Source organism: Dyadobacter sp. CY327 (assembly GCF_021390415.1).
GTDB classification, from domain to species: domain Bacteria; phylum Bacteroidota; class Bacteroidia; order Cytophagales; family Spirosomataceae; genus Dyadobacter; species Dyadobacter chenhuakuii.
This window is the reverse complement of sequence record NZ_JAJUXJ010000007.1, coordinates 656,640-677,561: the sequence shown is the minus strand read 5'-3', so window position 1 is coordinate 677,561 and position 20,922 is coordinate 656,640. Positions and strand designations below refer to the sequence as shown.

Below are 20,922 nucleotides of genomic sequence, written 5' to 3'. Positions count from 1 at the left end.
CACATTTAACCTCATTCCATACGGCAGGTTGGCGCATTTTTCAGAACTTTGCAGATTCTCTCTGACACAATGCGCAAAAGATTAGAATTTATTGCCCTTTACGGGATCACCTGGATCATACTCTTCCAGTTTTTCCGGATCATATTTCTCGCTTATCATTTTAAGAAAACCCTTGAACTGCCTCCTTCTCTTTGGGTCAGCAGTGCCGCCCACGGATTACAAATGGACATTTCCTTTGCCGGCTATATATTGCTCATTCCCACGTTACTGGTCATGTTTACGGCCAGGAAATGGCGCTGGTTTGCCAAAACCCTTTCTATATACAGCTTCGTCGTCTCATTTGCAATCGTTTTGCTCGTTGTTACCGACCTGGAACTGTTCAGGGCATGGGGATTCCGCATTGACGGCACATCCTTACATTACCTGAAAATGCCCACGGAAGCCATGGCATCCATGGGTGCCGCGCCGGTGGTTCCGCTGCTAATGCTGTTTGTGTTGCTCTTTGTATTAGTCTGGAAGCTGTTGCAAACGATTATCAGGCGAAGCACTTCGGCCTTTCGGCAAACGGGTTTCATTTATACCATTCCGGTTTTTCTGGTTTTAACTGCCAGCCTGATCATTCCTATTCGCGGCGGTCTTCAGCTGGCGCCTATGAACGAAAGCGCTGTGTTTTTCAGTGATAAAAGTTTTGCAAATTATGCCGCCGTGAATGTTCCATGGAACTATATGAGCTCGCTGATCAATGCGACTTATCAAAAGAAAAACCCTTTCAAATACTACGAAGGAAAGCAGGCCGACGACATGGTGAAAACGCTGTATCACGCCGACAGCACTTCGGAATGGGTTGTTAAGGAGGGAAAAATTAATGTGGTGGTGATCATTTGGGAAAGCCAGACAGCCAAGATCGTTGGCAGCTTGAATGGTATTAAAAACGTGACGCCGCAGTTTGATCAGCTTGCGAATGAAGGACTGCTCTTTACAAGAATGTACGCAAGCGGAAACCGCAGCGACAAAGGAATGGTCGCGATTTTGAGCGGCTATCCGGCTCAGCCAACCACTTCCATCATTAAGATTCCGAAAAAAACGGCAACGCTGCCGTCATTGCCTAAAATGTTTCATAAAAACGGCTGGTCCACTTCCTTTTATTATGGAGGAGAAACCGAATTTGCCAACATGAAATCCTATTTTCTGCAGCAGGAATTCGACCGGATCATTGATAAAAATGATTTTGACAAAAAGGACATGAATTCCAAATGGGGCGCACACGACCACATTGTTTTGAACCGCTTACTGGACGACCTGGACAAGCAGAAAGAGCCTTTTTTCTCCACGCTTTTCACATTAAGCAGCCACGAGCCGTTTGAAGTTCCGGTCAAAACCGCCATCCCTGGCAATGATCCCGAACATTTGTTTTTAAATGCGCATCATTATACGGATGCCTCAATCGGGGATTTTATAAAAAAAGCAAAAACAAAATCCTGGTGGGATCACACGCTGGTGATCATTATCGCCGACCACGGTCACCCGCTTCCGGAAACAGACAAATCAAAACCCGCCGAATTTCACATTCCCATGCTCTGGCTGGGCGGGGCGCTGGAAAAACAAAGTGCAAAAGTGGATTCGCTCTGCTCGCAAACGGACCTCGCCGCGACGTTATTGAACCAGTTGCATCTACCTTCGGGTTCTTTCGATTGGAGCAACGATATTTTTGCTAAAAACCGCACGCCATTTGCCTACTTCGCATTCAACAATGGTTTAGGCTGGATGAAACCGGGCGGGTTTTTGGTGCGGGACAACATTGGTGGCAACATTACCGAGAAATCAGGGGCGCTGACGCCGGAAGAAGAAAAATTGGGAAAAACATATTTACAGTCTTCTTTCAACGATTATTTAAAGCGTTGAAACTAAAAGGTGTAATTTTGCAGAATATTTGAAAACAATGAAAAAAGTCGCTTTCTATACATTAGGCTGTAAACTGAATTATTCCGAAACATCGTCCATAGGAAGGATGTTTGAACAAAAGGGATATCAAAAGGTTGAGTTTAATGAAACACCTGATATTTTCATCATCAACACATGCTCCGTTACAGAGAACGCGGATAAAAAATGCCGCAAGATTGTCAGGGAAGCCCAGAAGATCAATGCGGATGGTTATGTGGCCATCATCGGTTGCTATGCGCAATTGAAACCAAGGGAAATATCTGAAATTCCGGGTGTAGACGCTGTTTTGGGTGCAGCAGAGAAATTTCGCCTGGTCGAACTTATTGACACATTTGAAAAGACGCCATTGGGCCAGCCTGCTCAGGTGATTGCGTCTACCATCGACCATGCCATTGAATATCACACGTCCTATTCCCTGAATGACAGAACGCGGACGTTTCTCAAAGTGCAGGATGGCTGCGATTACCCTTGCTCCTACTGCACCATTCCATTGGCCAGAGGCAAAAGCCGTTCCGACAGTATAGCGAACATTGTGAATGCTGCGCGGGAGATTGCCGCCAGGGGCGTGAAGGAAATTGTTTTGACAGGCGTCAATATTGGTGATTTTGGTATACAAAATGGCGAACGGAAAGAGACATTTCTGGATCTGGTGAAAGCATTGGACGAAGTGCAAGGCATTTTACGTTTCCGCATTTCGTCTATCGAACCAAACCTGCTTACGGATGATGTCATTGAATTTGTGGCTCGCTCCAAACGTTTCGCGCATCACTTTCATATTCCGTTGCAATCGGGTTCCAACACCATTTTGGGGTTAATGAAGCGTCGCTACAAACGCGAACTTTATGCAGAGCGCGTTGCGAAAATCAAATCGCTAATGCCTGAATGCTGCATTGGCGTGGACGTTATAGTAGGCCATCCTGGCGAAACGCAACAGCTATTTGAAGAAAGTTATCAGTTTTTGAATGAGCTGGATGTTTCCTATTTACACGTATTCACCTATTCGGAAAGAGAAAATACGGCGGCTTTAAGCATCAGGCCGGTTGTTGCCAAGAATGTAAGAGCGGATCGCTCGAAAATGCTGCATATTCTGTCAGAAAAGAAAAAGCGCTTCTTCTATGAGCAGCAAGTCGATAAACAGGGATTGGTTTTATTTGAAGACGAGATTCAGAACGGTCAGATGCTTGGTTTTACAGACAACTATGTGCGGGTCGCAGTGAAATATGATCCGTTACTCATTAATGAGACAAAAGCCGTGCGATACGACCACATTAATGATGCAGGCTTGATGGAAGTGACGGAATCGGAAGAAGAAGTTTTGATCCATTCCTGAATATTAGGTCATAACAAAATCCTTATAAACAACAAAAGCCCGGAACATTCCGGGCTTTTGTTGTTTATAACGTTGAGAAAAATTATGCTTCTACAAGAAACTCGTCATGCTGACTTACATCCAATCCAGCTTTTTCGTCTGATTCAGATACACGTAGCGGCAAGATAAGGTCTGTGATTTTAAGCAATAGCAAGGAACCTCCGAATGCGAACACAGATACACCTACCAAAGCAATCACGTGGTTGATGAATAATGTTGTTTCGCCGAAAGCAAGACCTTGATCCGTAACCAGTGAGTTAACACCGCTTGTTGCGAACACGCCTGTCATCAGCATACCAACCATACCGCCTACACCGTGGCAAGGAAACACGTCCAATGTATCATCCAAAGTAGAACGGGTGCGCAGGTGAGCAACGTAGTTACTGATCACCGCAGCAATTGTTCCGATGAAAAGAGAAGCAGGAACCGTTACGAAACCAGCAGCAGGCGTGATAGCCACAAGACCTACAACCGCACCGATACAGAAACCAAGCGCTGACACTTTTTTACCTCTTGCAACATCAAACAAAACCCATGAAAGACCAGCGGCACCAGCAGCAGTGTTAGTAGTAGCGAAAGCAGAAACGGCCAATGGAGAAGCTGAAAGCGCAGAACCTGCATTGAAACCGAACCAACCGAACCAAAGCAGACCTGTTCCCAAAAGAACAAAAGGAATGTTAGCAGGAGGCAAAACATGATCTTCCAATAATGACTTACGTCTTTTCAGATACAGTGCGCCAGCCAAAGCAGCCCAGCCGGCAGACATGTGAACAACAGTTCCACCCGCGAAGTCAAGCACGCCCATTTTGAAAAGGATGCCATCTGCATGCCAGGTCATGTGTGCCAATGGAGAATAAATAAAGATGCAGAACAAGATGATGAACAACACATAAGAACGGAAGTTTACGCGCTCAGCCATAGAACCCGTTACCAGTGCAGGCGTGATAACCGCGAACTTCATCTGGAACATTGCGAACAAAGCAAAAGGAATTGTGCCCCAAACCGGACCATCCAATACGCCTTTGAACATGAAGTGCGTCATTGGGTTACCAATAAACCCGCCGATGTCGTCACCGAATGCAAGACTGAAACCAATAACAACCCAAAGGACACTGATAACACCCATTGCGATGAAGCTTTGAAGCATTGTCGAGATAACGTTCTTGTTATTCACCATTCCGCCGTAGAAGTAAGCCAGACCGGGGGTCATGAGCAATACAAGCGCAGCAGACACAAGTAACCAGGCGGTGTCACCGGAATTGATCCCCTCAGTAACGATCTGAGTTGGAACATTGGGAATGAAGGCGCCGAGAATGCTGATGGCCAGCAGGATAATCAGCGGAATGAAATTACGTTTTTCCATTTTAGTAAATTGTTATTATGGGTAGATTAAGAAGGTATGTGATTGAATTAGAATTTGTAAATGAATGCTAGTCCGAAGGTAGTCTGACTGTTTTTTGTAAATGAGCCGTTTTCGTCTTCAAACTGCTGCAATTCGTTTGCACCGCTAACTTTTGGATAAGCATCCAGACGGAACTCAGGTTTTACAAGGATATGTCCGTCAGCGAGGCTGATGTTTCCTGTTAAAGTAATGGAGTTGACACTTGTTCCCATGCCGGCAGGTGTAAGCAAGCCGCGCACGCCGCTGTCATTGTTGAAGTATTCGTAACGCGCACCGATTCCGAAATTGTCAGTTAATGCAGTGTTGGCATAAACAGCTACACCACCCCAGGTCTCTGTGTCGGCAGGTCCGCCTGCACCCTGGTAATCTCCCTTTTGGCTTCCGTAAGCAGCATTTAATCCAAGCAGGAATTTCTCAGTGATCTGGAAGCTTGTAGTCAGGTCAAAAACCTGGTAGAAAGCAGATGGCTCTTTGAATGTAACCGAATCCGGATTAGCCTCGTTGCTTCCGATGTAGTTCACATATACGTTCCAGTTTGCGACAGGCTGGAAGTAAAACTGACTAATGATCCCTTTTTTACGGTTGTTATCTCCTAGTCCGTCCACATTGTTCACTACCCCTACCATTAAAGAAGCCTTGTCTGAAAAAGCATAAGTTGCTTTCAAACCGGCGTGGTAGAATGGTCCGTTGTTGAAAAGGTTAGACAGCGAGTAGTTGAAGTTGGCCGGTGCGTCGATCACTTCATATCCGATGTTGGTTCCGAATTGTCCGGCCGTCATCGAAAATTTGTCTGTGAATTTGTAAGTAAAATAAGCCTGCTTGATAGCGAGTGCGGTGCTGAACAAAGCATTTCCATAATTACCCATGTTTGCATTAGGACCGAATGTCAGGTCAACAACGGCTTCTGACTTCGCATTGGTGTAAGCAACTCTTGTTTGTACAAGTCCCAAAGAAAACTGACCTGAACGCTGATCAAAAACCCGTGCATTGCTTCCTCCCATGTTAGAACGTGAAGCGGGTTTATTGAAATTGGCCATGTAATAGGAATCAAGATATCCCGAAAACGCAAACGCGCCCTTCGCATCCTCCTCATCCTTCGCCTCTGTAACCATTAATGTATCAGCCTTGGCAGCTTTCTTGTCTTCATTTGACTTTGCAAAACCCAAAAATGATACCATCAAAGATAATACTGTACAATAGACTTTTCTCATAATTATATTCTGTTTAAGTTAATATCACTATCCGGCTCGATTGATGAATCAAATATTATATATAAATTGTATTAATCAAATAACAGAACCAAAATTTATCTAAAAAAACACAATTATCACATTTTTCTACCCAAAATTCTTGTTTTATGAACATAAAATGAAGCGTTTTGCAAAATTTAATTAATAATTTTAATTCTGTAAAAATATAGATATACAGAATTTTATAAATTACGCTACACCGGATTTACATTGCTTTTTTATGATAAAAGTGCCATTTTCATTTGGTCAGGGCACAAAAAAAGCCCCGCTGTGGGCGGGGCTTCAAAATCTTATTTGGTTAGCAGTTGCTACTCACCATGCATCCATGCCTTTTTAGCAAGTAAAGTGTCTTCTTCCTCTTCGTTATCAGGATCCGGAACGCAGCAATCAACAGGGCAAACCGCTGCACATTGCGGCTCTTCATGGAAACCTACGCATTCGGTACATTTATCTGAAACTATATAATAGAATTCGTCAGAAACCGGCGACTGCTTTTCCTTACCGCTTACAATGGTTCCATCGCCGAAATCCACCTCGTCCAGACTTGTCCCATCTCCCCAGGTCCACTCCACACCTCCTTCATAAATTGCTGTGTTAGGGCACTCTGGCTCGCACGCCCCACAATTTATGCATTCATCGGTTATCATTATAGCCATATCGCCGGATTGTTTATATTTGTTGCTATTTCTTCTGTTTAGAGTAACAAATATAACTATTTATAGTTTCCCAACAATCAGAAAAATAAAAACGAATACCTAATTTAACTTTTCAGCGTTCAGTCAGAATGATATCGAGAGCCCAGCGGATCAATGCATTTATATATCTTGGAAAATTCATCACAAACCCTCAACACGAACCGGTAATTGAAGAGTGGATCGCCCGCGCCAACAGCAGGAACAACTGGTTCACCCCCGAAAACGTAGCACGTTCCCTTAATGCGATCGCCCACCAATTTCTAAATCCGGACAAGCTGAATGCCTGGACCGCACAATATCCGGAGCCCGTATCTTTTCAAAAAATAGGCGTTGTAATGGCCGGCAACATTCCGGCAGTGGGATTTCATGACGCATTATCCGTCATCATCAGCGGACATATATTAATGGCGAAACCGAGCTCAGACGACCATATGCTTATTCATGCCCTGCTGGATAAGCTTATGGAGATTGAACCTGGACTTAAAGAACACATTCAATTTGTAGAGCGGCTCAATGATGCAGATGCTTACATTGCCACCGGAAGCGACAACACGGCGCGTTATTTCCATTATTATTTTGCCAAAAAACCCAACATTATCCGCCGAAACCGGACATCCGTAGCCATCCTGACCGGTAAGGAAAGTACAGAGGAACTGGCGGCGCTCGGCCGTGATGTGCTGCAATATTTTGGCCTGGGATGCCGCAATGTTTCCAAGCTTTTTGTTCCCATCGGATATGATTTTACCAAGTTTTACGAATCCATTCAAGACCTGGATAAAACCTATTTGCATCACCACAAATACTTCAACAACTACGAGTACAACAAGTCGATCTTCCTGGTGAACCGGGTGCCGCATTACGATAACGGTTTCCTGCTGCTGACGGAAAGCAAAGCGCTCGTTTCCGCTATCAGCGTGTTGCATTACGAAACATATGAATCACTTACGGATATTGAGGCGCCATTGAATGACCAGGCGGAAAAGATCCAGTGCGTGGTGACCAATGCCGATATCGCATTGCCAGGACTGATCCCATTTGGTAAAACGCAGGAGCCGGGTTTGTACGATTATGCGGATGCTGTCGACACCATGGCGTTTTTAGCAGAATTCTAATTTTCTGTTTTCTTATTAAAGCAAGCGATTCTTCTCCGAAGCCCACCTCAGAAAACCGGGGAGCGCTTCGGACCAGGTTTTGAGGTTATGCTCGCCAAAAGCGATCTCAGTGTAAAATACATCGCGGTTCCAGGCGCAACCTTTCTTTTCCAGCTCGGCAATACATTCCAGCGTATCCTGAATCGAATCAATGACGCCGTCACCATCGCGATCGTCGTATTCATCCAGCGAACCACATTGAAACCAGAATTTCAGATCCGGTTTAATGCTGGCAATACGAAGCTGCGCGTGCATGATGCGGTCGGAATCGCTGTAATCGTCATTCAACGCTCTTCTTCGCCACCACAATGCACCTGAAAATATGCCTGCTTTGGCAAAAATCTGCGGATTGTTCCAGACAATGTCCAAAGCCATCAACCCGCCCAGCGAAAACCCGCCATAAGCAATGCGTTCTTGCGAAATGTTGTACTCCGCATGTAAATGCGGGATTAATTCTCTGACTACAAAGTCCGAAGTGGCATTCGCCCTGTCTCCCCGCCCTGCATAGTCCGCCTCAGCGGCAACACCATATTCAAAAATGCGGTTTTCATTGGCATGGATACCCACAACCAGTACAGGATCGAATTCCCCGCTCGACTGCAAATCTGTCAGGATCGATGCCATCCCAAGTCCTTCAAAATCCTGGCCATCATTGAATAAGATCAGCGGATAATGCTTCGAGCGATCATAATCTGCGGGCAGAATGATAGTAATCACCACCTCTCTTTCCAGAAAGACAGAAAATACATTTTTGACAATGGTATGAACAGGATTGGTGTCGAAACTCAAATCAGCGCGATTAAAATAGTTGTAATAAGAGCGCGCAAGTTAATAAATGCCCATAATTTGCTTCCGTTAATTTGTTTTGTATATTTCAATATCAATGGTTTTACCTAAATAACCTCCTTTTGGAAGAGAAGCATATCACCTATTATTCGCATCATCTGGACAGGAATGTGGACATGCTTGTCTATGGTAACTGGGGCTATCCGCTCCTGCTCTTCCCTACTACGCTCGGGCGCTATTACCAGGCCAAAGACATGGGCCTGATCGAAGCGGTAAGCGGATTGGTGGAATCTGGAAAGTACAAGATATACTGTGTGGACTCCATTGATGCAGACTCCTGGTATGCCAAACATTTAAATCCGCAATACAGGGTGCTGAACCACATTCAGTATGACAAATTCCTGCATAATGAACTGGTTCCCTATATAATGAGTGAGTGCCATGTCGGCAAAATCGGTGTGGCCGGATGCAGCTTTGGCGGGTTTCATGCTGCAAATTTTGCATTCAAACATCCCGACCAGGTTGCCTATATGATCAGCATGAGCGGCGCATTCGACATCCGGAGCTTTACCGATGGCTTTTACGACGACACGGTTTACTTCAACAACCCTGTTGATTTCATGCCGAACGAACAAGGATGGCGCTATGGCCATATGAAAATCGTTTTGGGGACTTCGGACTGGGATATTTGTCTGGATAGTAATTTAAAGATGTCCAAAATCCTCAATGACCAGGGCATAGAACATTGGCTCGATATTAGAGGGTGGGAAAAACATGATTGGCCGCTGTGGAACAAAATGTTCCCTGACTACCTCTCGCGGATTATGTAAATACAAAACAAAAACCGGATATGAAAAAAATTGGCATTTTGTTTGGAATGGAAAACACTTTCCCGAACGCATTTATTGAAAGAGTGAATAGCAAAGACAGCGGCTTCATCGCAGAAGCCGTGACGATTGACAAAGTAGTACAAGCCGATCCGACCGAGTACGCGGTGATCATTGACCGGATCTCACAGGATGTGCCTTTTTATCGTGCATATCTGAAAAACGCCGCATTATCCGGCACGGCGGTCATTAATAACCCTTTTTGGTGGAGTGCCGACGAGAAATTTTTTAATAACGCACTGGCCCAGAAGATTGGAGTTCCTGTGCCAAAAACGGTGCTGATCCCTTCCAAACAGCGCCCCGAAAACACAACCGAAACCTCCTTCCGCAACCTGGCATTTCCGATGGCCTGGGAAGAAATATTTGAATACATTGGCTTTCCAGCCTATATGAAACCGCACGACGGAGGTGGATGGAAAAGCGTTTATAAAGTGGTTAATCCGCACGATATGTGGCATAAGCACGAGGAAACGGGCCAGTTGGTGATGATGTTGCAAGAAGAAATCGAGTTTACCGATTATTTCCGTTGCTACTGCATTGGCCAGAAAGACGTGCTGATCATGCCTTATGAACCCAGAAACCCACATCATCTACGCTACGCAGCCGAAATGAAGGCAACCGGCGAAGAAGGGGAAAACTTATTGGCAACAATTAAAGACTATACATTAAGATTAAACATTGCGCTGGGCTACGATTTCAACACCGTAGAATTTGCCGTGCGGGATGGCATCCCCATCGCCATCGACTTCTGCAACCCTGCCCCGGATGCCGACATTTATTCCGTAGGCCGCGATAACTTTGAATGGGTGGTAGAAGCTGCTGCCAACCTGGCCATTGAAAAGGCCAAAGCCCATGTGCCCGGCCAAACCAACCTGACCTGGGGAACATTTATTAAGGATGCAATAGGTGCTCCCGCAAGCACAGGCGCTCCTACAAGCATAGGTGCTGCTGAGAACACAGGCGCTTCTGCAATCAATGACGCTCCTGCAGACAGCATTCCGGTAAGCGATACTGCATCCGCAGAGACTCCGCTGGCAGCGCCGGCTTCTGCCAAAGAAGTGAAGGTGAAAGCCATTACGCCGAAAAAATCGCCAAAGCTTGTGGAGGACAAAGGCAACCAGCCCGTTCCGAGCGAGCCGACCCCGAAAATTCCTACCAAAAAAGCGGCTGCTACCAAAGCACCTGCCGCCAATTCTAAATTGAAAAAACCTTAAACTAACCACATACGCACGCTTTATGGCCACTTTCACGCTGGGAATTGAAGAAGAATTTCAGACCATCGATCCTGTCACGAGGAATCTCCGGTCACATATGTCAAAGCTTGTTGAGGACGGAAAAATTACGCTGAAAGAGCGTGTGAAAGCCGAAATGCACCAGGCTGTTGTGGAAGTAGGCACCAACATTTGTCATAACATTCAGGAGGCGCGTGAGGAAGTTACCTATCTGAGGAAGATGATCCTGGACCTGGCCGACAAGCAGAATCTGCAGGTGGCCGCCGCCGGAACACATCCGTTTGCAGACTGGGTTGAACAGCTCATCACGCCCGACCCTCGTTATGACGAAATCATCGATGAAATGCGCGACGTAGCACGCGGCAACCTGATTTTCGGGTTGCACGTGCACGTTGGGATTGAAAATCGGGATGAAGCCATTCAGATTATGAATGCGGTGCGATATTTCTTGCCGCATATTTATGCATTGTCAACCAACTCGCCGTTCTGGTGCGGTCGTAACACAGGTTTTAAGTCCTACCGGTCCAAGGTTTTTGATAAATTCCCCCGAACCGGCATACCAGATTCGTTTTCAAGCGCAGCCGAATACGACGAATATGTCAATCTGCTGATCAAGACCAAATGTATTGATAATGGTAAAAAGATCTGGTGGGACATTCGCGTCCATCCGTTTTTCGACACCATTGAATTCCGCATGTGCGACGTGCCAATGCGTACAGATGAGACCATTTGTCTGGCTGCCATTATGCAGGCGCTCGTCGCTAAAATCCATAAATTGCATCGAATGAACCTGACATTCAGGCCCTATCACCGCATGTTAATCAATGAAAACAAGTGGCGGGCCGCCCGTTATGGCATCCACGGCAAGCTCATCGACTTTGGTAAACAGGAGGAGGTGGAATACAAGATGCTGGTCGTTGAGCTGCTGGAATTTATAGACGATGTTGTGGATGAGCTGGGAAGCCGGAAAGAGATCGACTATATCCATCAAATAATGGCCATGGGAACGGGAGCTGACCGTCAACTGGCTGTTTTTGAGCAAACTGGAAGCATGAACGCGGTGGTGGATTACATCGTTTCTGAAACCAGAATCGGGTTAGATTGAGGCATCTTTTTTCTGCTCGCGGCGAACTATTAGCGGGTCAGGTTGTTAACCATATTTACCCTATTTATTAAAAATAATGCTAACGGCTGACGTTAAATAAGCAGCTTTTTAAGATGAACGATAACAAAAAACATTTCCGGATTGCCATTCTGGATATGTACGATGGCTTCGAAAATGAAGGAATGCGTTGTATTAAAAAAATTATAACTGCATTCGGTGAGCAGGAATCCTTGGACGTTGCCTACACTGTTTTCGACGTCCGGCAAAAATTGGAGATTCCCGGAATGGATTTCGACGCATACATTTCAACTGGCGGCCCCGGTAACCCTTCGCCGGTCGGCGCGGCTTGGGAGAAGAAATTTTTTGGATTTTTGGATCAAATGCTGCGGTTCAATGCCAGCCGGCATAACAAGGTCAAAAAACACCTCTTCCTGATTTGTCACTCATTCCAGATGGCCTGCATTCACTGGCAATTGGCGAGCGTGAGCAAGAGACGGAAAACTTCCTTCGGCACATTTCCTGTATACAAATCTGCTGCTGGGCGCAAGGATCCTCTTTTATCAGCGTTGGCAGATCCGTTCTGGATCGTTGATTCACGCGATTATCAGGTTACACAGCCTAACCAATTCGCTTTTGATGATCTGGGCGCTAAGCTGCTTTGCTTAGAAAAAATCAGACCGCATGTGCCGCTGGAACGTGCTATAATGGCCATCCGTTTCTCCAAAGAGATCGTAGGAACACAGTTTCATCCGGAGGCAGATGCCGAAGGCATGCTCCGATACTTTTTACGTGAAGACAAAAAAGCCGCCATCATCGCCAATCATGGCGAAGCAAAATACAATGATATGATCATGCATTTGAATGATCCGGATAAGATTATGATGACTGAATCTGTGATCATTCCCGCGTTTCTTAAAAATGCTTTGAACAAAACTTTTCTGCCTGCCTATGCATAAGCAAGCACGCAAAGCATTCAATGACTCTTTCACGGAGGATAAATATGAAAAATTCGTAAAGTCATTCGAGCTCGATTTCCCCGGGCAACTTGATTTTCGCGTAGCCGAAACGCCGATTTTCGTTCCGAAAGATTTGCTTGAGAAGATCAACATCGCTTCGGAGCAAATTATCAAAACATTGCGCTCTCCCGAATTTGTAAAACAAACAGAAAGGGCCGTTCCAGTCGACCAAGCTGTGCCTAATGAGAATGGGCACACATCTTTTCTGGCTATCGACTTCGCCATTTGTAAAGATGATACGGGAAATCTCGTTCCGCAATTGATTGAATTACAAGGCTTTCCTTCCCTATTCGGCTATCAGGCTTACTTGTCCGAAAACTTCAAAAAGCATTTTGACATTCCTGAAAATTTCGGCTACTGCTTCGGCGCCGATTCGTATGCAGCTTATGTTGAGAAATTGAAAGAGCTGATCCTGGCTGGTGAAAAACCTGAAAATGTCATTCTCTTAGAGATCTTTCCGGAAAAGCAAAAGACGCGCGTCGATTTTGCGGTAACAGAAGCAATGCTGGGCATCAAGGCTGTTTGTTATACCAAATTAATTAAAGAAGGAAAAGATCTATTTTACGAAGACAATGGCAGAAAAATCCAGGTTAAAAGGATCTATAACCGCCTTATATTCGACGATTTGCTTAACTATCCCGACCTGCGAACGAGTTACCGTCTTACGGACGATGTAAATGTAAGCTGGGTGGGTCATCCCAACTGGTTTTTCAGGATCAGCAAATTTTCGATTCCCTTTCTCCAAAGTCCATACATTCCGGAAACACGTTTTGTAAGTGATTATAAAGGCAATTTTCCTGCTGACCTGGGAAATTACGTTTTAAAGCCACTTTTTTCATTTGCTGGCTCAGGCGTACAATTGCACATTACAAAAGCAGATTTAGCATCATTGCCAGATCCGGAAAACTATATTTTGCAAAGAAAAGTGACCTACGAACCAGTCATTCAAGCGCCGGATGGGTTGGTTAAATGTGAAGTCCGCATGATGTACTGCTGGAATGACAATGCGGAAAAACCGGAATTGTTCATCGCGTTAAGCCGGCTGAGCCGGGGCGAAATGATCGGGGTCCGCTATAATAAGGATTTCACGTGGGTTGGCGGAAGCGCAGCCTTTTTCGAAAAGTAAATTAAGTTTTATAAAATTAAACAATAAAATACTTTTCAAAAGTATTGAACATTTAGAATGCATATATCCCACCGTCAACACTTCTTTGATCACCTCGCCCAGACATCCGATTACCCGCTTGCCCTGGAAATTGTGAAAGCCGAGGGCGTCTATATGTACGGCCCGGATGGCAGGAAATACATGGACCTGATTTCCGGAATCGCGGTCAGCAATGTTGGTCACAGGCATCCGAAGGTGTTAGCAGCTGTCCATGAGCAACTTGAAAAACATATGCACTTGCTTGTGTACGGAGAATATGTACAAAGCACGCAAGTGCAGCTTGCAAAGGCACTTACTGAAACATTACAATTATCGAGCGCAAATCCTTCGCCATATGGCTTGATTGATAATGTATACTTTACAAATTCCGGGACGGAAGCAGTCGAAGGCGCGATGAAACTGGCCAAACGATTTACCGGTCGTGATGAATTTATTTCTTGCTTTAATGCTTATCACGGGGCTACGCAAGGTGCATTAAGTCTGGCCGGAGCAGAGTTTTTCAAGCGAAATTTCCGCCCGCTGCTTCCCGGCATTACGCACATTCAGCATGGTTTTTTGCCCGATATTGAAAAAATAACAAATAAAACGGCCGCGGTTATCATTGAAGTCATTGGCGGAGAATCTGGGGTGCGTGTGCCGGGTGATGACTATTTTCCGGCACTTCGAAAAAGATGCAATGAGACAGGCGCGCTTTTGATTTTTGATGAAATTCAGTCAGGATATGGCCGTACGGGAACGTTCTGGGCCTTTGAACAATTTGGTGCCTACCCTGACATCTTGCTCAGTGCCAAAGGAATGGGTGGCGGCATGCCGATTGGTGCATTCATGGCTTCTCAGGAAATTATGCGTGTTTTCAAAAACAATCCAATACTTGGCCACATTACCACATTTGGCGGCCATCCGGTAAGCTGCGCGTCTTCGCTGGCGGCACTCCAAGTAACATTAGAGGAAGGCCTGGCAGCGTCCGCCGTTGAAAAAGGAGCACTTTTCAAAGCATTGCTGGTCCATCCGGCCATAAAGGAAGTAAGGGGAAGAGGATTGATGCTCGCGGCGGAAATGGAATCATTCGCAAAATTGAAGGACACCATTGATCGCTGCATTGAACGCGGCGTAGTTACCGACTGGTTTTTGTTTTGCGACAACGCCATGCGCATTGCCCCGCCGCTTACCATTACCGAAGACCAGATCCGCGAAGCTTGCGACGTAATATTATCCGTTTTGAACGATAGCAACATATGAACTACTCAGTCGAAAATCATTTTCTAAAAATTTCCGTGCAGGAAAAAGGCGCAGAACTTTGCCAGATCCAGTCAGCCATTACAGGGAAAGACTTTTTATGGGACGCCGATCCGGACGTTTGGGCGAGTTATGCCCCTGTGCTTTTTCCCGTAATCGGAGCGATTAAGGATGGTTTTGTAAATTACAAAGGCAAGCAATATGCAGTCCCGCGCCACGGTTTTATCAGAAATAATGCGGACGTAAAACTTGTCGACCAAACAAACGACAGCCTGACATTTGGACTTAAATTCAGTGAAACAACATTAGAAATTTACCCATTTGAATTTGAATTCCGCATTACTTACAGCCTGCAAGAAAAGCGGATTATTGTCAATCATGAAGTGATCAATCATGGAAATGACGAAATGTTATTCTCGCTGGGTGGACATCCCGCATTTAAATGTCCTATGCATGACGATGAGGTTTACGAGGATTACTATCTTGAATTCTACGCTGTTGAAAATGACGCAACCTGGCTGTTAGAGAAGGACGGCCTGGTCGGCAACACCACAAAGCCTGTTTTCGAAAACACCAATATCCTTCACTTAAACAGACATTTATTTGATAATGATGCGCTGATTTTCAAACATTTAGTTTCAAAACAAGTAAGTCTCCGAAGCACAAAATCCGCACAAGTTATCACCCTGCATTACGACGACTTCAAATATCTTGGCATCTGGGCAAAACCCGGCGGCAACTTCGTTTGCATCGAACCCTGGCTAGGGATAGCCGACAGCGCCGACTCGGACCAGAACTTTGAAACCAAAGAAGGCATTTTAAAGCTGGCTGCCGGCAACAAGTTCGAAGCGAAGTTTGAGATCGAAATTAGCGAATAGACTGATCGCTACAATTTCAACGCCAGAAGCTCACTGCCCAGTTGGTGCAGTGCAGCTTCAATCTTTTTCGCTTGCGCGGGACGGGGCTTTTTCAAACCGGAAGCATAGTGGTTTAAGAGCTTTTCATTGATTCCAGTCAAGCGCGCAATGCCCGTTTGGCTAAAAATGCCTTTGTAATATTGCAAAAAGCTGCCTACATCCAGCCGCCACTCAATTTCATACTCGCCTTTTAAGGCAGCTGGGATATTTTTGTCATCAAAAGTCTTGATGATCTCAATGCATTCCATCACTGACTTCTTAACATCTTCGATAGTCTCCCCGCCACCATTGATGCCTTTTACATTCATAGAATGCGCACCGTAAAAATCTTTACTTCGCCCTATGAGCACCTTAATGATTTTCATCTTTTTTGTATGTCTAAGCCCATAATTTTGATTGCCGCCAAACGCGTAGGCTCCGCCATCTCTTTGGAACCGTGATTGGCCACAGCATAAGTAACGCCGTCTTTTTTATAAAGACAATGACTGCCTCGCGTCCTGACAAGCAACCAGCCATTACGCCGTATGATACGGTGAAACTCTGAATATTTCATTGATAGTGTGAGCAAAGTGTTGAATCCAAAGGTATATAATTATATACCATTTCCAAACTAGTGCTCACAAAAAAAGCTTCCGGATGGAAGCTTTTAGTCTTTCTACAAAACGCTTACTACTAAACAGTAGCCTCGATTTGTGCGTTTAATTTATCTTCCAAAGTTGTTTTTGGCACAACACCTACAACTTTATCTACTAATTGTCCGCCTTTAAAAATCATCAATGTTGGGATACTGCGAATACCGAATTTAGCTGGTATCGAAGAGTTCATATCCACATCCATTTTACCAATAACTGCTTTGCCCTCGTATTCGCCAGCCAATTGTTCTACAACCGGTCCGATCATCTTACAAGGACCGCACCATTCAGCCCAAAAGTCAACAAGTACTGGTTTATCTCCTTGGATGAGATCTTCAAAGGTGCTATCGGTAATTTCAAGTGCTTTTCCCATGTCGAAAAAATGTCTAATGTTTTTTTATAAATCTGATATAATAAGGATTATAAGTAACTAAAAGTTCCTGATTCTCCCTGCATCAGGTTAGTTTAAAAAGAATTTTACCCCATGAAATCCATTGAGCACTTTGAACAGTTCATTCGTAGGCGCAACCCGGTAACCGCGCGACACCATTTCCACTTCCAAATGCGTTTCGGGATCTACAACGGTCATATTTACCGCGCACGCACCTGGGTGATTACCAAAGGTTTCGTTAAGCAAATGAATAAACTGTGCGTCAATCTGATCCAATGTCAGGTTAATACGGATCTTGCGGCACATCTTCTCACGGATTTCGGTCAGCAGCTGGATCTGAGAAATTTTAAATTCAAACTGATCTTCCTGTTTCCAGCGGTTCTGCACCTTGCCTTTAATGTATAGGAACTGGCCAACCTGTAAGTAATTTTTGAAACGAATGTAATCCTCTCCACCCAAAAGCATTTCCATCGACCCGCGGTAATCCTCGATCTTGAAGATCATAAACAAGCTGCCATTCCGCGACATGCGTTCCTGCGCACTCGTTACAATTCCTCCCACATTGATTTCCTTTCCAAAGTATTTCGGTGCCCGCTCATTTTCACCGATCTCCATCACCTTGTCTACCGTGCAGTTACAGAAGTTGTCAAGCTCTACCCTGAATGTATCCAGTGGATGTCCGGAAATATAAAAGCCAACCACATCCTGCTCGTAACGCAGCTTCGCCAGATCATCCCAAGGCATAACCTCGGCTGCCTTCGGCTTAGACATCAATATTTCATTTCCACCAAATGCACCAAAAAGCGACGACTGTGCCGAGGCCTTTTCTGCATGATAATTATTGGCGTAACGGATCAATTTTTCAATAAATGTTCCTGACTCTCCCGGCTCGGTTGCAAAATACTGCGCACGGTGATATTCTGGAAAACAGTCGAATCCACCTGCATAAGCCAGACTTTCTATCGTCTTCTTATTAACGGTTCGCAGATTGACGCGAATAATAAAATCAAATATATCTTTGAACGGCCCGTTCTGATTCCTCTCCTCAATAATAGATTCCACTGCGGCGTCGCCGCTTCCCTTCACACCTGCCAGTCCAAAACGGATCTCACTTTTCTTATTCGCATTGAACTGCCTGTCGGACTCATTAATATCCGGTCCTAAGACCTTCAATCCCTGCGCTTTACATTCCTCCATGAAGAATGTGATCTTTTCAATGTTGCCCAGCGAGCTCGTCAATACAGCAGACATGTATTCTGCGGTATAATGCGCTTTCAGATAGGCTGTCTGGTAAGCAACGAAAGCGTAGCATGTCGAGTGGGATTTGTTAAATGCATAAGATGCGAAAGCCTCCCAGTCCGTCCAGATCTTTTCGAGCTTTTTGGTGTCCAGGCCTTTCTCCGCGCCGCCTTTCATGAAGTCGCCCTTCATTTTGTTCAGCGTTTCTATCTGCTTCTTACCCATTGCTTTACGCAATGTATCAGCTTGTCCTTTGGTGAATCCGCCCAGCTTTTGGGACAGAAGCATTACTTGCTCCTGGTAAACCGTAATCCCGTATGTATCCGCCAGATACTCTTCCAGTTCCGGCAAATCATATGTTACTTCCTCCAATCCATTTTTACGGCGGATGAAGTTTGGAATGTAGGCGATCGGACCCGGGCGGTATAATGCGTTCATGGCAATCAAATGCTCGAAACGATCGGGGATCAGGTCGCGCATGTATTTTTTCATCCCATCGGATTCGAACTGAAAAATCGCGTTGGTTTCGCCTCTCTGGAACAATTCAAACACTTTCGGATCGTCCAGCGGAATGTCGTCGATCACTATATCAACATTATGGTTCTGCTTGATCAGCCGCAATGCTTCCTTAATGATCGTCAGGTTACGCAGACCCAAAAAGTCCATCTTAATAACCCCCGCATCTTCAATAATCTTCCCCTGATATTGCGTAATCAGGAAGTCGGAATCCTTGGATGTGCTTACTGGAATGATTTCAGTTAAATCACTTGGAGCGATAATGATCCCTGCTGCGTGAATTCCCGTGTTTCGCACAGTTCCTTCCAGCCTTCTTGCTTCTTGTAAAACGCTTGCCTGCAAGTCGTTGCCTAGTGCAATAGCGCGCATTTTCTTCACATTATCCAACTCCTCAGGCGCAATTCCTTCTTTCTTCGTCAAACTCCCCTCTCCTTCCAGCGGCGCTGTAAAAATCCGGTTAAGCGTCATATTATAAGTAGGCTTGTCCGGAACGAGTTTCGCGAGCATATTAGCATCTGCAAGCGGCAGGTCCATCACACGCGCTACGTCCTTGATCGCCGATTTGGCGGCCATTGTGCCGTATGTTACGATTTGCGCAACCTGGTTATAGCCATATTTTTTAACCACATAATCGATCACTTTCTGACGGCCTTCATCATCGAAATCCGTATCAATATCAGGAAGTGAAATACGGTCCGGATTCAAGAAACGCTCGAAAAGCAGGTCGTACTTGATCGGGTCAATGTTGGTGATCCCTGTACAATAGGCCACCACCGAGCCAGCTGCCGAACCACGTCCTGGACCAATGAAAACGCCCATTTTGCGGCCTGCATCAATAAAGTCAGCCACAATCAGGAAGTAACCTGGAAAACCCATGTTCCGGATCGTTTGCAGCTCAAAGTTCAGGCGGTCTTCTATCTCAGGCGTTATCGTTCCATATTTGAACTTCGCCCCTTCGAATGTCAGGTGTTTGAGATATTCCCACTGGTTTAACACATCGGCCGTAAGCTCCTTTTTACCAAACATTTCCGACAAAGTATGCGTCTTAAATTCTTCGGGAATCGGGAAATTAGGCAGCAGAATATCTTTCCGCAGATCCAGGGCTTTTATTTTATCTACAATTTCATTCGTATTGTCCAGCGACTCGGGCAAGTCGTTGAACAGCTTCATCATTTCGCTGGTGTTTTTGAAATAAAACTGATCATTGAAAAACGCGAAACGCGAGCCTTTCGGAATGCCTTTATCATCGTCAAAATCCTTTGCCGAAGGCGTGCTTTGCTTATCACCCGTATTGATACACAGCAAGATATCATGCGCATTCCAGTCTTCCTGATCCACATAATGCGAGTCATTGGAGGCGATAATCTTAACATTATATTTCCTGGCAAATTTAACGAGAACCTGATTCACAATTAATTGATCGCGGATCTCATGGCGTTGCAATTCCACATAGAAATCGTCGCCGAACAAATCCAGCCACCATTTAAATTCCCTCTCCGCTTCCTCTTCACTCTTTTTTAAAATGGTCTTCGGAATAATAGCTCCGATGCAGCAAGTCGTGGCAATAAGTCCCTTATGATACTTGACAATCAGCTCTTTATCAATACGCGGATACTTGCCATACATTCCCTCTATAAAGCCGAGCGAACACATTTTAACCAGGTTTTTGTATCCCTGTTCGTCTTTCGCCAGCAGCAACTGGTGATGCCGGACGTCCTTTTTATCTTTTGTAAACTGTCGGATATGCCGGTCTTCCACCACATAAAATTCGCATCCTACAATCGGCTTAATGCCCTGCTTATTGCCTTCCGCCACAAATTCGAACACGCCAAACATGTTTCCATGGTCCGTGATGGCAACGGCAGGCATATTGTCTTCCTTGGCCTTTTTGAAAAGCTTTTTTATATCCGCCGCACCGTCGAGAAGTGAAAATTGGGTGTGGCAGTGCAAGTGTGAAAATTGCATACGCTAAGATGTAAATTGGAATTGTGG

The 20,922-nt window shown here is 45.2% G+C and carries 18 protein-coding genes; 10 read left to right on the top strand and 8 right to left on the bottom strand.

Translation table 11 applies throughout. From position 1 onward, the window contains the following. The first annotated feature begins 69 nt into the window (after window positions 1-69). Both LZG74_RS19085 and mtaB read left to right on the top strand, forming a co-directional pair. Window positions 70-1,902: an LTA synthase family protein gene (locus tag LZG74_RS19085; RefSeq protein ID WP_233798113.1), complete on the top strand. Its 1,833-nt coding sequence runs from the start codon at window positions 70-72 to the stop codon at window positions 1,900-1,902. Between the two features lie 37 nt (window positions 1,903-1,939). Next, window positions 1,940-3,271, top strand: a complete 1,332-nt coding sequence (gene mtaB, locus LZG74_RS19080) for a tRNA (N(6)-L-threonylcarbamoyladenosine(37)-C(2))-methylthiotransferase MtaB (protein WP_233798112.1) — start codon at window positions 1,940-1,942, stop codon at window positions 3,269-3,271. An 82-nt stretch (window positions 3,272-3,353) separates the two neighbouring features. Here mtaB and LZG74_RS19075 read toward each other — a convergent pair whose 3' ends face one another. From LZG74_RS19075 to LZG74_RS19065, 3 genes are all read right to left on the bottom strand, one after another. Then, window positions 3,354-4,673, bottom strand: a complete 1,320-nt coding sequence (locus LZG74_RS19075) for an ammonium transporter (protein ID WP_233798111.1) — start codon at window positions 4,671-4,673, stop codon at window positions 3,354-3,356. A 47-nt stretch (window positions 4,674-4,720) separates the two neighbouring features. Continuing rightward, window positions 4,721-5,923 carry a porin gene (locus tag LZG74_RS19070; RefSeq protein ID WP_233798110.1) on the bottom strand — a complete coding sequence of 401 codons (1,203 nt, stop codon included), beginning with the start codon at window positions 5,921-5,923 and terminating at the stop codon, window positions 4,721-4,723. 347 nt (window positions 5,924-6,270) lie between these two features. Beyond that, complete coding sequence (locus tag LZG74_RS19065) at window positions 6,271-6,618, bottom strand: 4Fe-4S binding protein (protein WP_082216484.1); 348 nt, start codon at window positions 6,616-6,618, stop codon at window positions 6,271-6,273. 128 nt (window positions 6,619-6,746) lie between these two features. Here LZG74_RS19065 and LZG74_RS19060 point away from each other — a divergent pair, with 128 nt between their 5' ends. Continuing rightward, window positions 6,747-7,769: an acyl-CoA reductase gene (locus tag LZG74_RS19060; RefSeq protein WP_233798109.1), complete on the top strand. Its 1,023-nt coding sequence runs from the start codon at window positions 6,747-6,749 to the stop codon at window positions 7,767-7,769. A 15-nt stretch (window positions 7,770-7,784) separates the two neighbouring features. On the opposite strand, the gene LZG74_RS19055 is transcribed toward LZG74_RS19060, so the two are convergent. Continuing rightward, entirely contained in the window at window positions 7,785-8,597 is an 813-nt protein-coding gene (locus LZG74_RS19055) for an esterase family protein (RefSeq protein WP_233798108.1), read from the bottom strand. 119 nt (window positions 8,598-8,716) lie between these two features. Here LZG74_RS19055 and LZG74_RS19050 point away from each other — a divergent pair, with 119 nt between their 5' ends. The 7 genes from LZG74_RS19050 to LZG74_RS19020 all read left to right on the top strand — a co-directional run bounded on the left by LZG74_RS19050 (window position 8,717) and on the right by LZG74_RS19020 (window position 16,113). Beyond that, window positions 8,717-9,424: an esterase family protein gene (locus tag LZG74_RS19050; RefSeq protein ID WP_233798107.1), complete on the top strand. Its 708-nt coding sequence runs from the start codon at window positions 8,717-8,719 to the stop codon at window positions 9,422-9,424. A 20-nt stretch (window positions 9,425-9,444) separates the two neighbouring features. Then, entirely contained in the window at window positions 9,445-10,695 is a 1,251-nt protein-coding gene (locus tag LZG74_RS19045; RefSeq protein ID WP_233798106.1) for a RimK family alpha-L-glutamate ligase, read from the top strand. Window positions 10,696-10,717: 22 nt separating this feature from the next. Continuing rightward, complete coding sequence (locus LZG74_RS19040) at window positions 10,718-11,818, top strand: carboxylate-amine ligase (protein ID WP_233798105.1); 1,101 nt, start codon at window positions 10,718-10,720, stop codon at window positions 11,816-11,818. A 113-nt stretch (window positions 11,819-11,931) separates the two neighbouring features. Then, entirely contained in the window at window positions 11,932-12,774 is an 843-nt protein-coding gene (locus LZG74_RS19035) for a type 1 glutamine amidotransferase (RefSeq protein ID WP_233798104.1), read from the top strand. Next, window positions 12,767-13,960: a hypothetical protein gene (locus LZG74_RS19030; protein ID WP_233798103.1), complete on the top strand. Its 1,194-nt coding sequence runs from the start codon at window positions 12,767-12,769 to the stop codon at window positions 13,958-13,960. The genes LZG74_RS19035 and LZG74_RS19030 overlap by 8 nt, the downstream gene beginning before the upstream one ends. A gap of 57 nt (window positions 13,961-14,017) precedes the next feature. Then, entirely contained in the window at window positions 14,018-15,238 is a 1,221-nt protein-coding gene (locus LZG74_RS19025) for an aspartate aminotransferase family protein (protein ID WP_233798102.1), read from the top strand. Further along, a complete protein-coding gene (locus LZG74_RS19020) occupies window positions 15,235-16,113 on the top strand; it encodes an aldose 1-epimerase family protein (protein WP_233798101.1) in 879 nt (292 codons plus the stop codon). Before LZG74_RS19025 ends, LZG74_RS19020 begins: the two co-directional genes overlap by 4 nt. A gap of 8 nt (window positions 16,114-16,121) precedes the next feature. Here the strand turns inward: LZG74_RS19020 and LZG74_RS19015 are convergent, their stop codons facing one another. The 4 genes from LZG74_RS19015 to dnaE all read right to left on the bottom strand — a co-directional run bounded on the left by LZG74_RS19015 (window position 16,122) and on the right by dnaE (window position 20,895). After that, window positions 16,122-16,517 carry a type II toxin-antitoxin system HicB family antitoxin gene (locus tag LZG74_RS19015; protein WP_233798100.1) on the bottom strand — a complete coding sequence of 132 codons (396 nt, stop codon included), beginning with the start codon at window positions 16,515-16,517 and terminating at the stop codon, window positions 16,122-16,124. Next, a complete protein-coding gene (locus LZG74_RS26580; protein WP_235164649.1) occupies window positions 16,514-16,705 on the bottom strand; it encodes a type II toxin-antitoxin system HicA family toxin in 192 nt (63 codons plus the stop codon). Before LZG74_RS26580 ends, LZG74_RS19015 begins: the two co-directional genes overlap by 4 nt. Before the next feature lie 119 nt (window positions 16,706-16,824). After that, window positions 16,825-17,157 (bottom strand): thioredoxin, encoded by a 333-nt coding sequence (trxA, locus tag LZG74_RS19010; protein WP_026632915.1) that lies wholly within the window; start codon window positions 17,155-17,157, stop codon window positions 16,825-16,827. 87 nt (window positions 17,158-17,244) lie between these two features. Continuing rightward, window positions 17,245-20,895, bottom strand: coding sequence for a DNA polymerase III subunit alpha (gene dnaE, locus LZG74_RS19005; RefSeq protein ID WP_233798099.1), 3,651 nt, complete (start codon window positions 20,893-20,895; stop codon window positions 17,245-17,247). Between the last annotated feature and the right edge of the window lie 27 nt (window positions 20,896-20,922).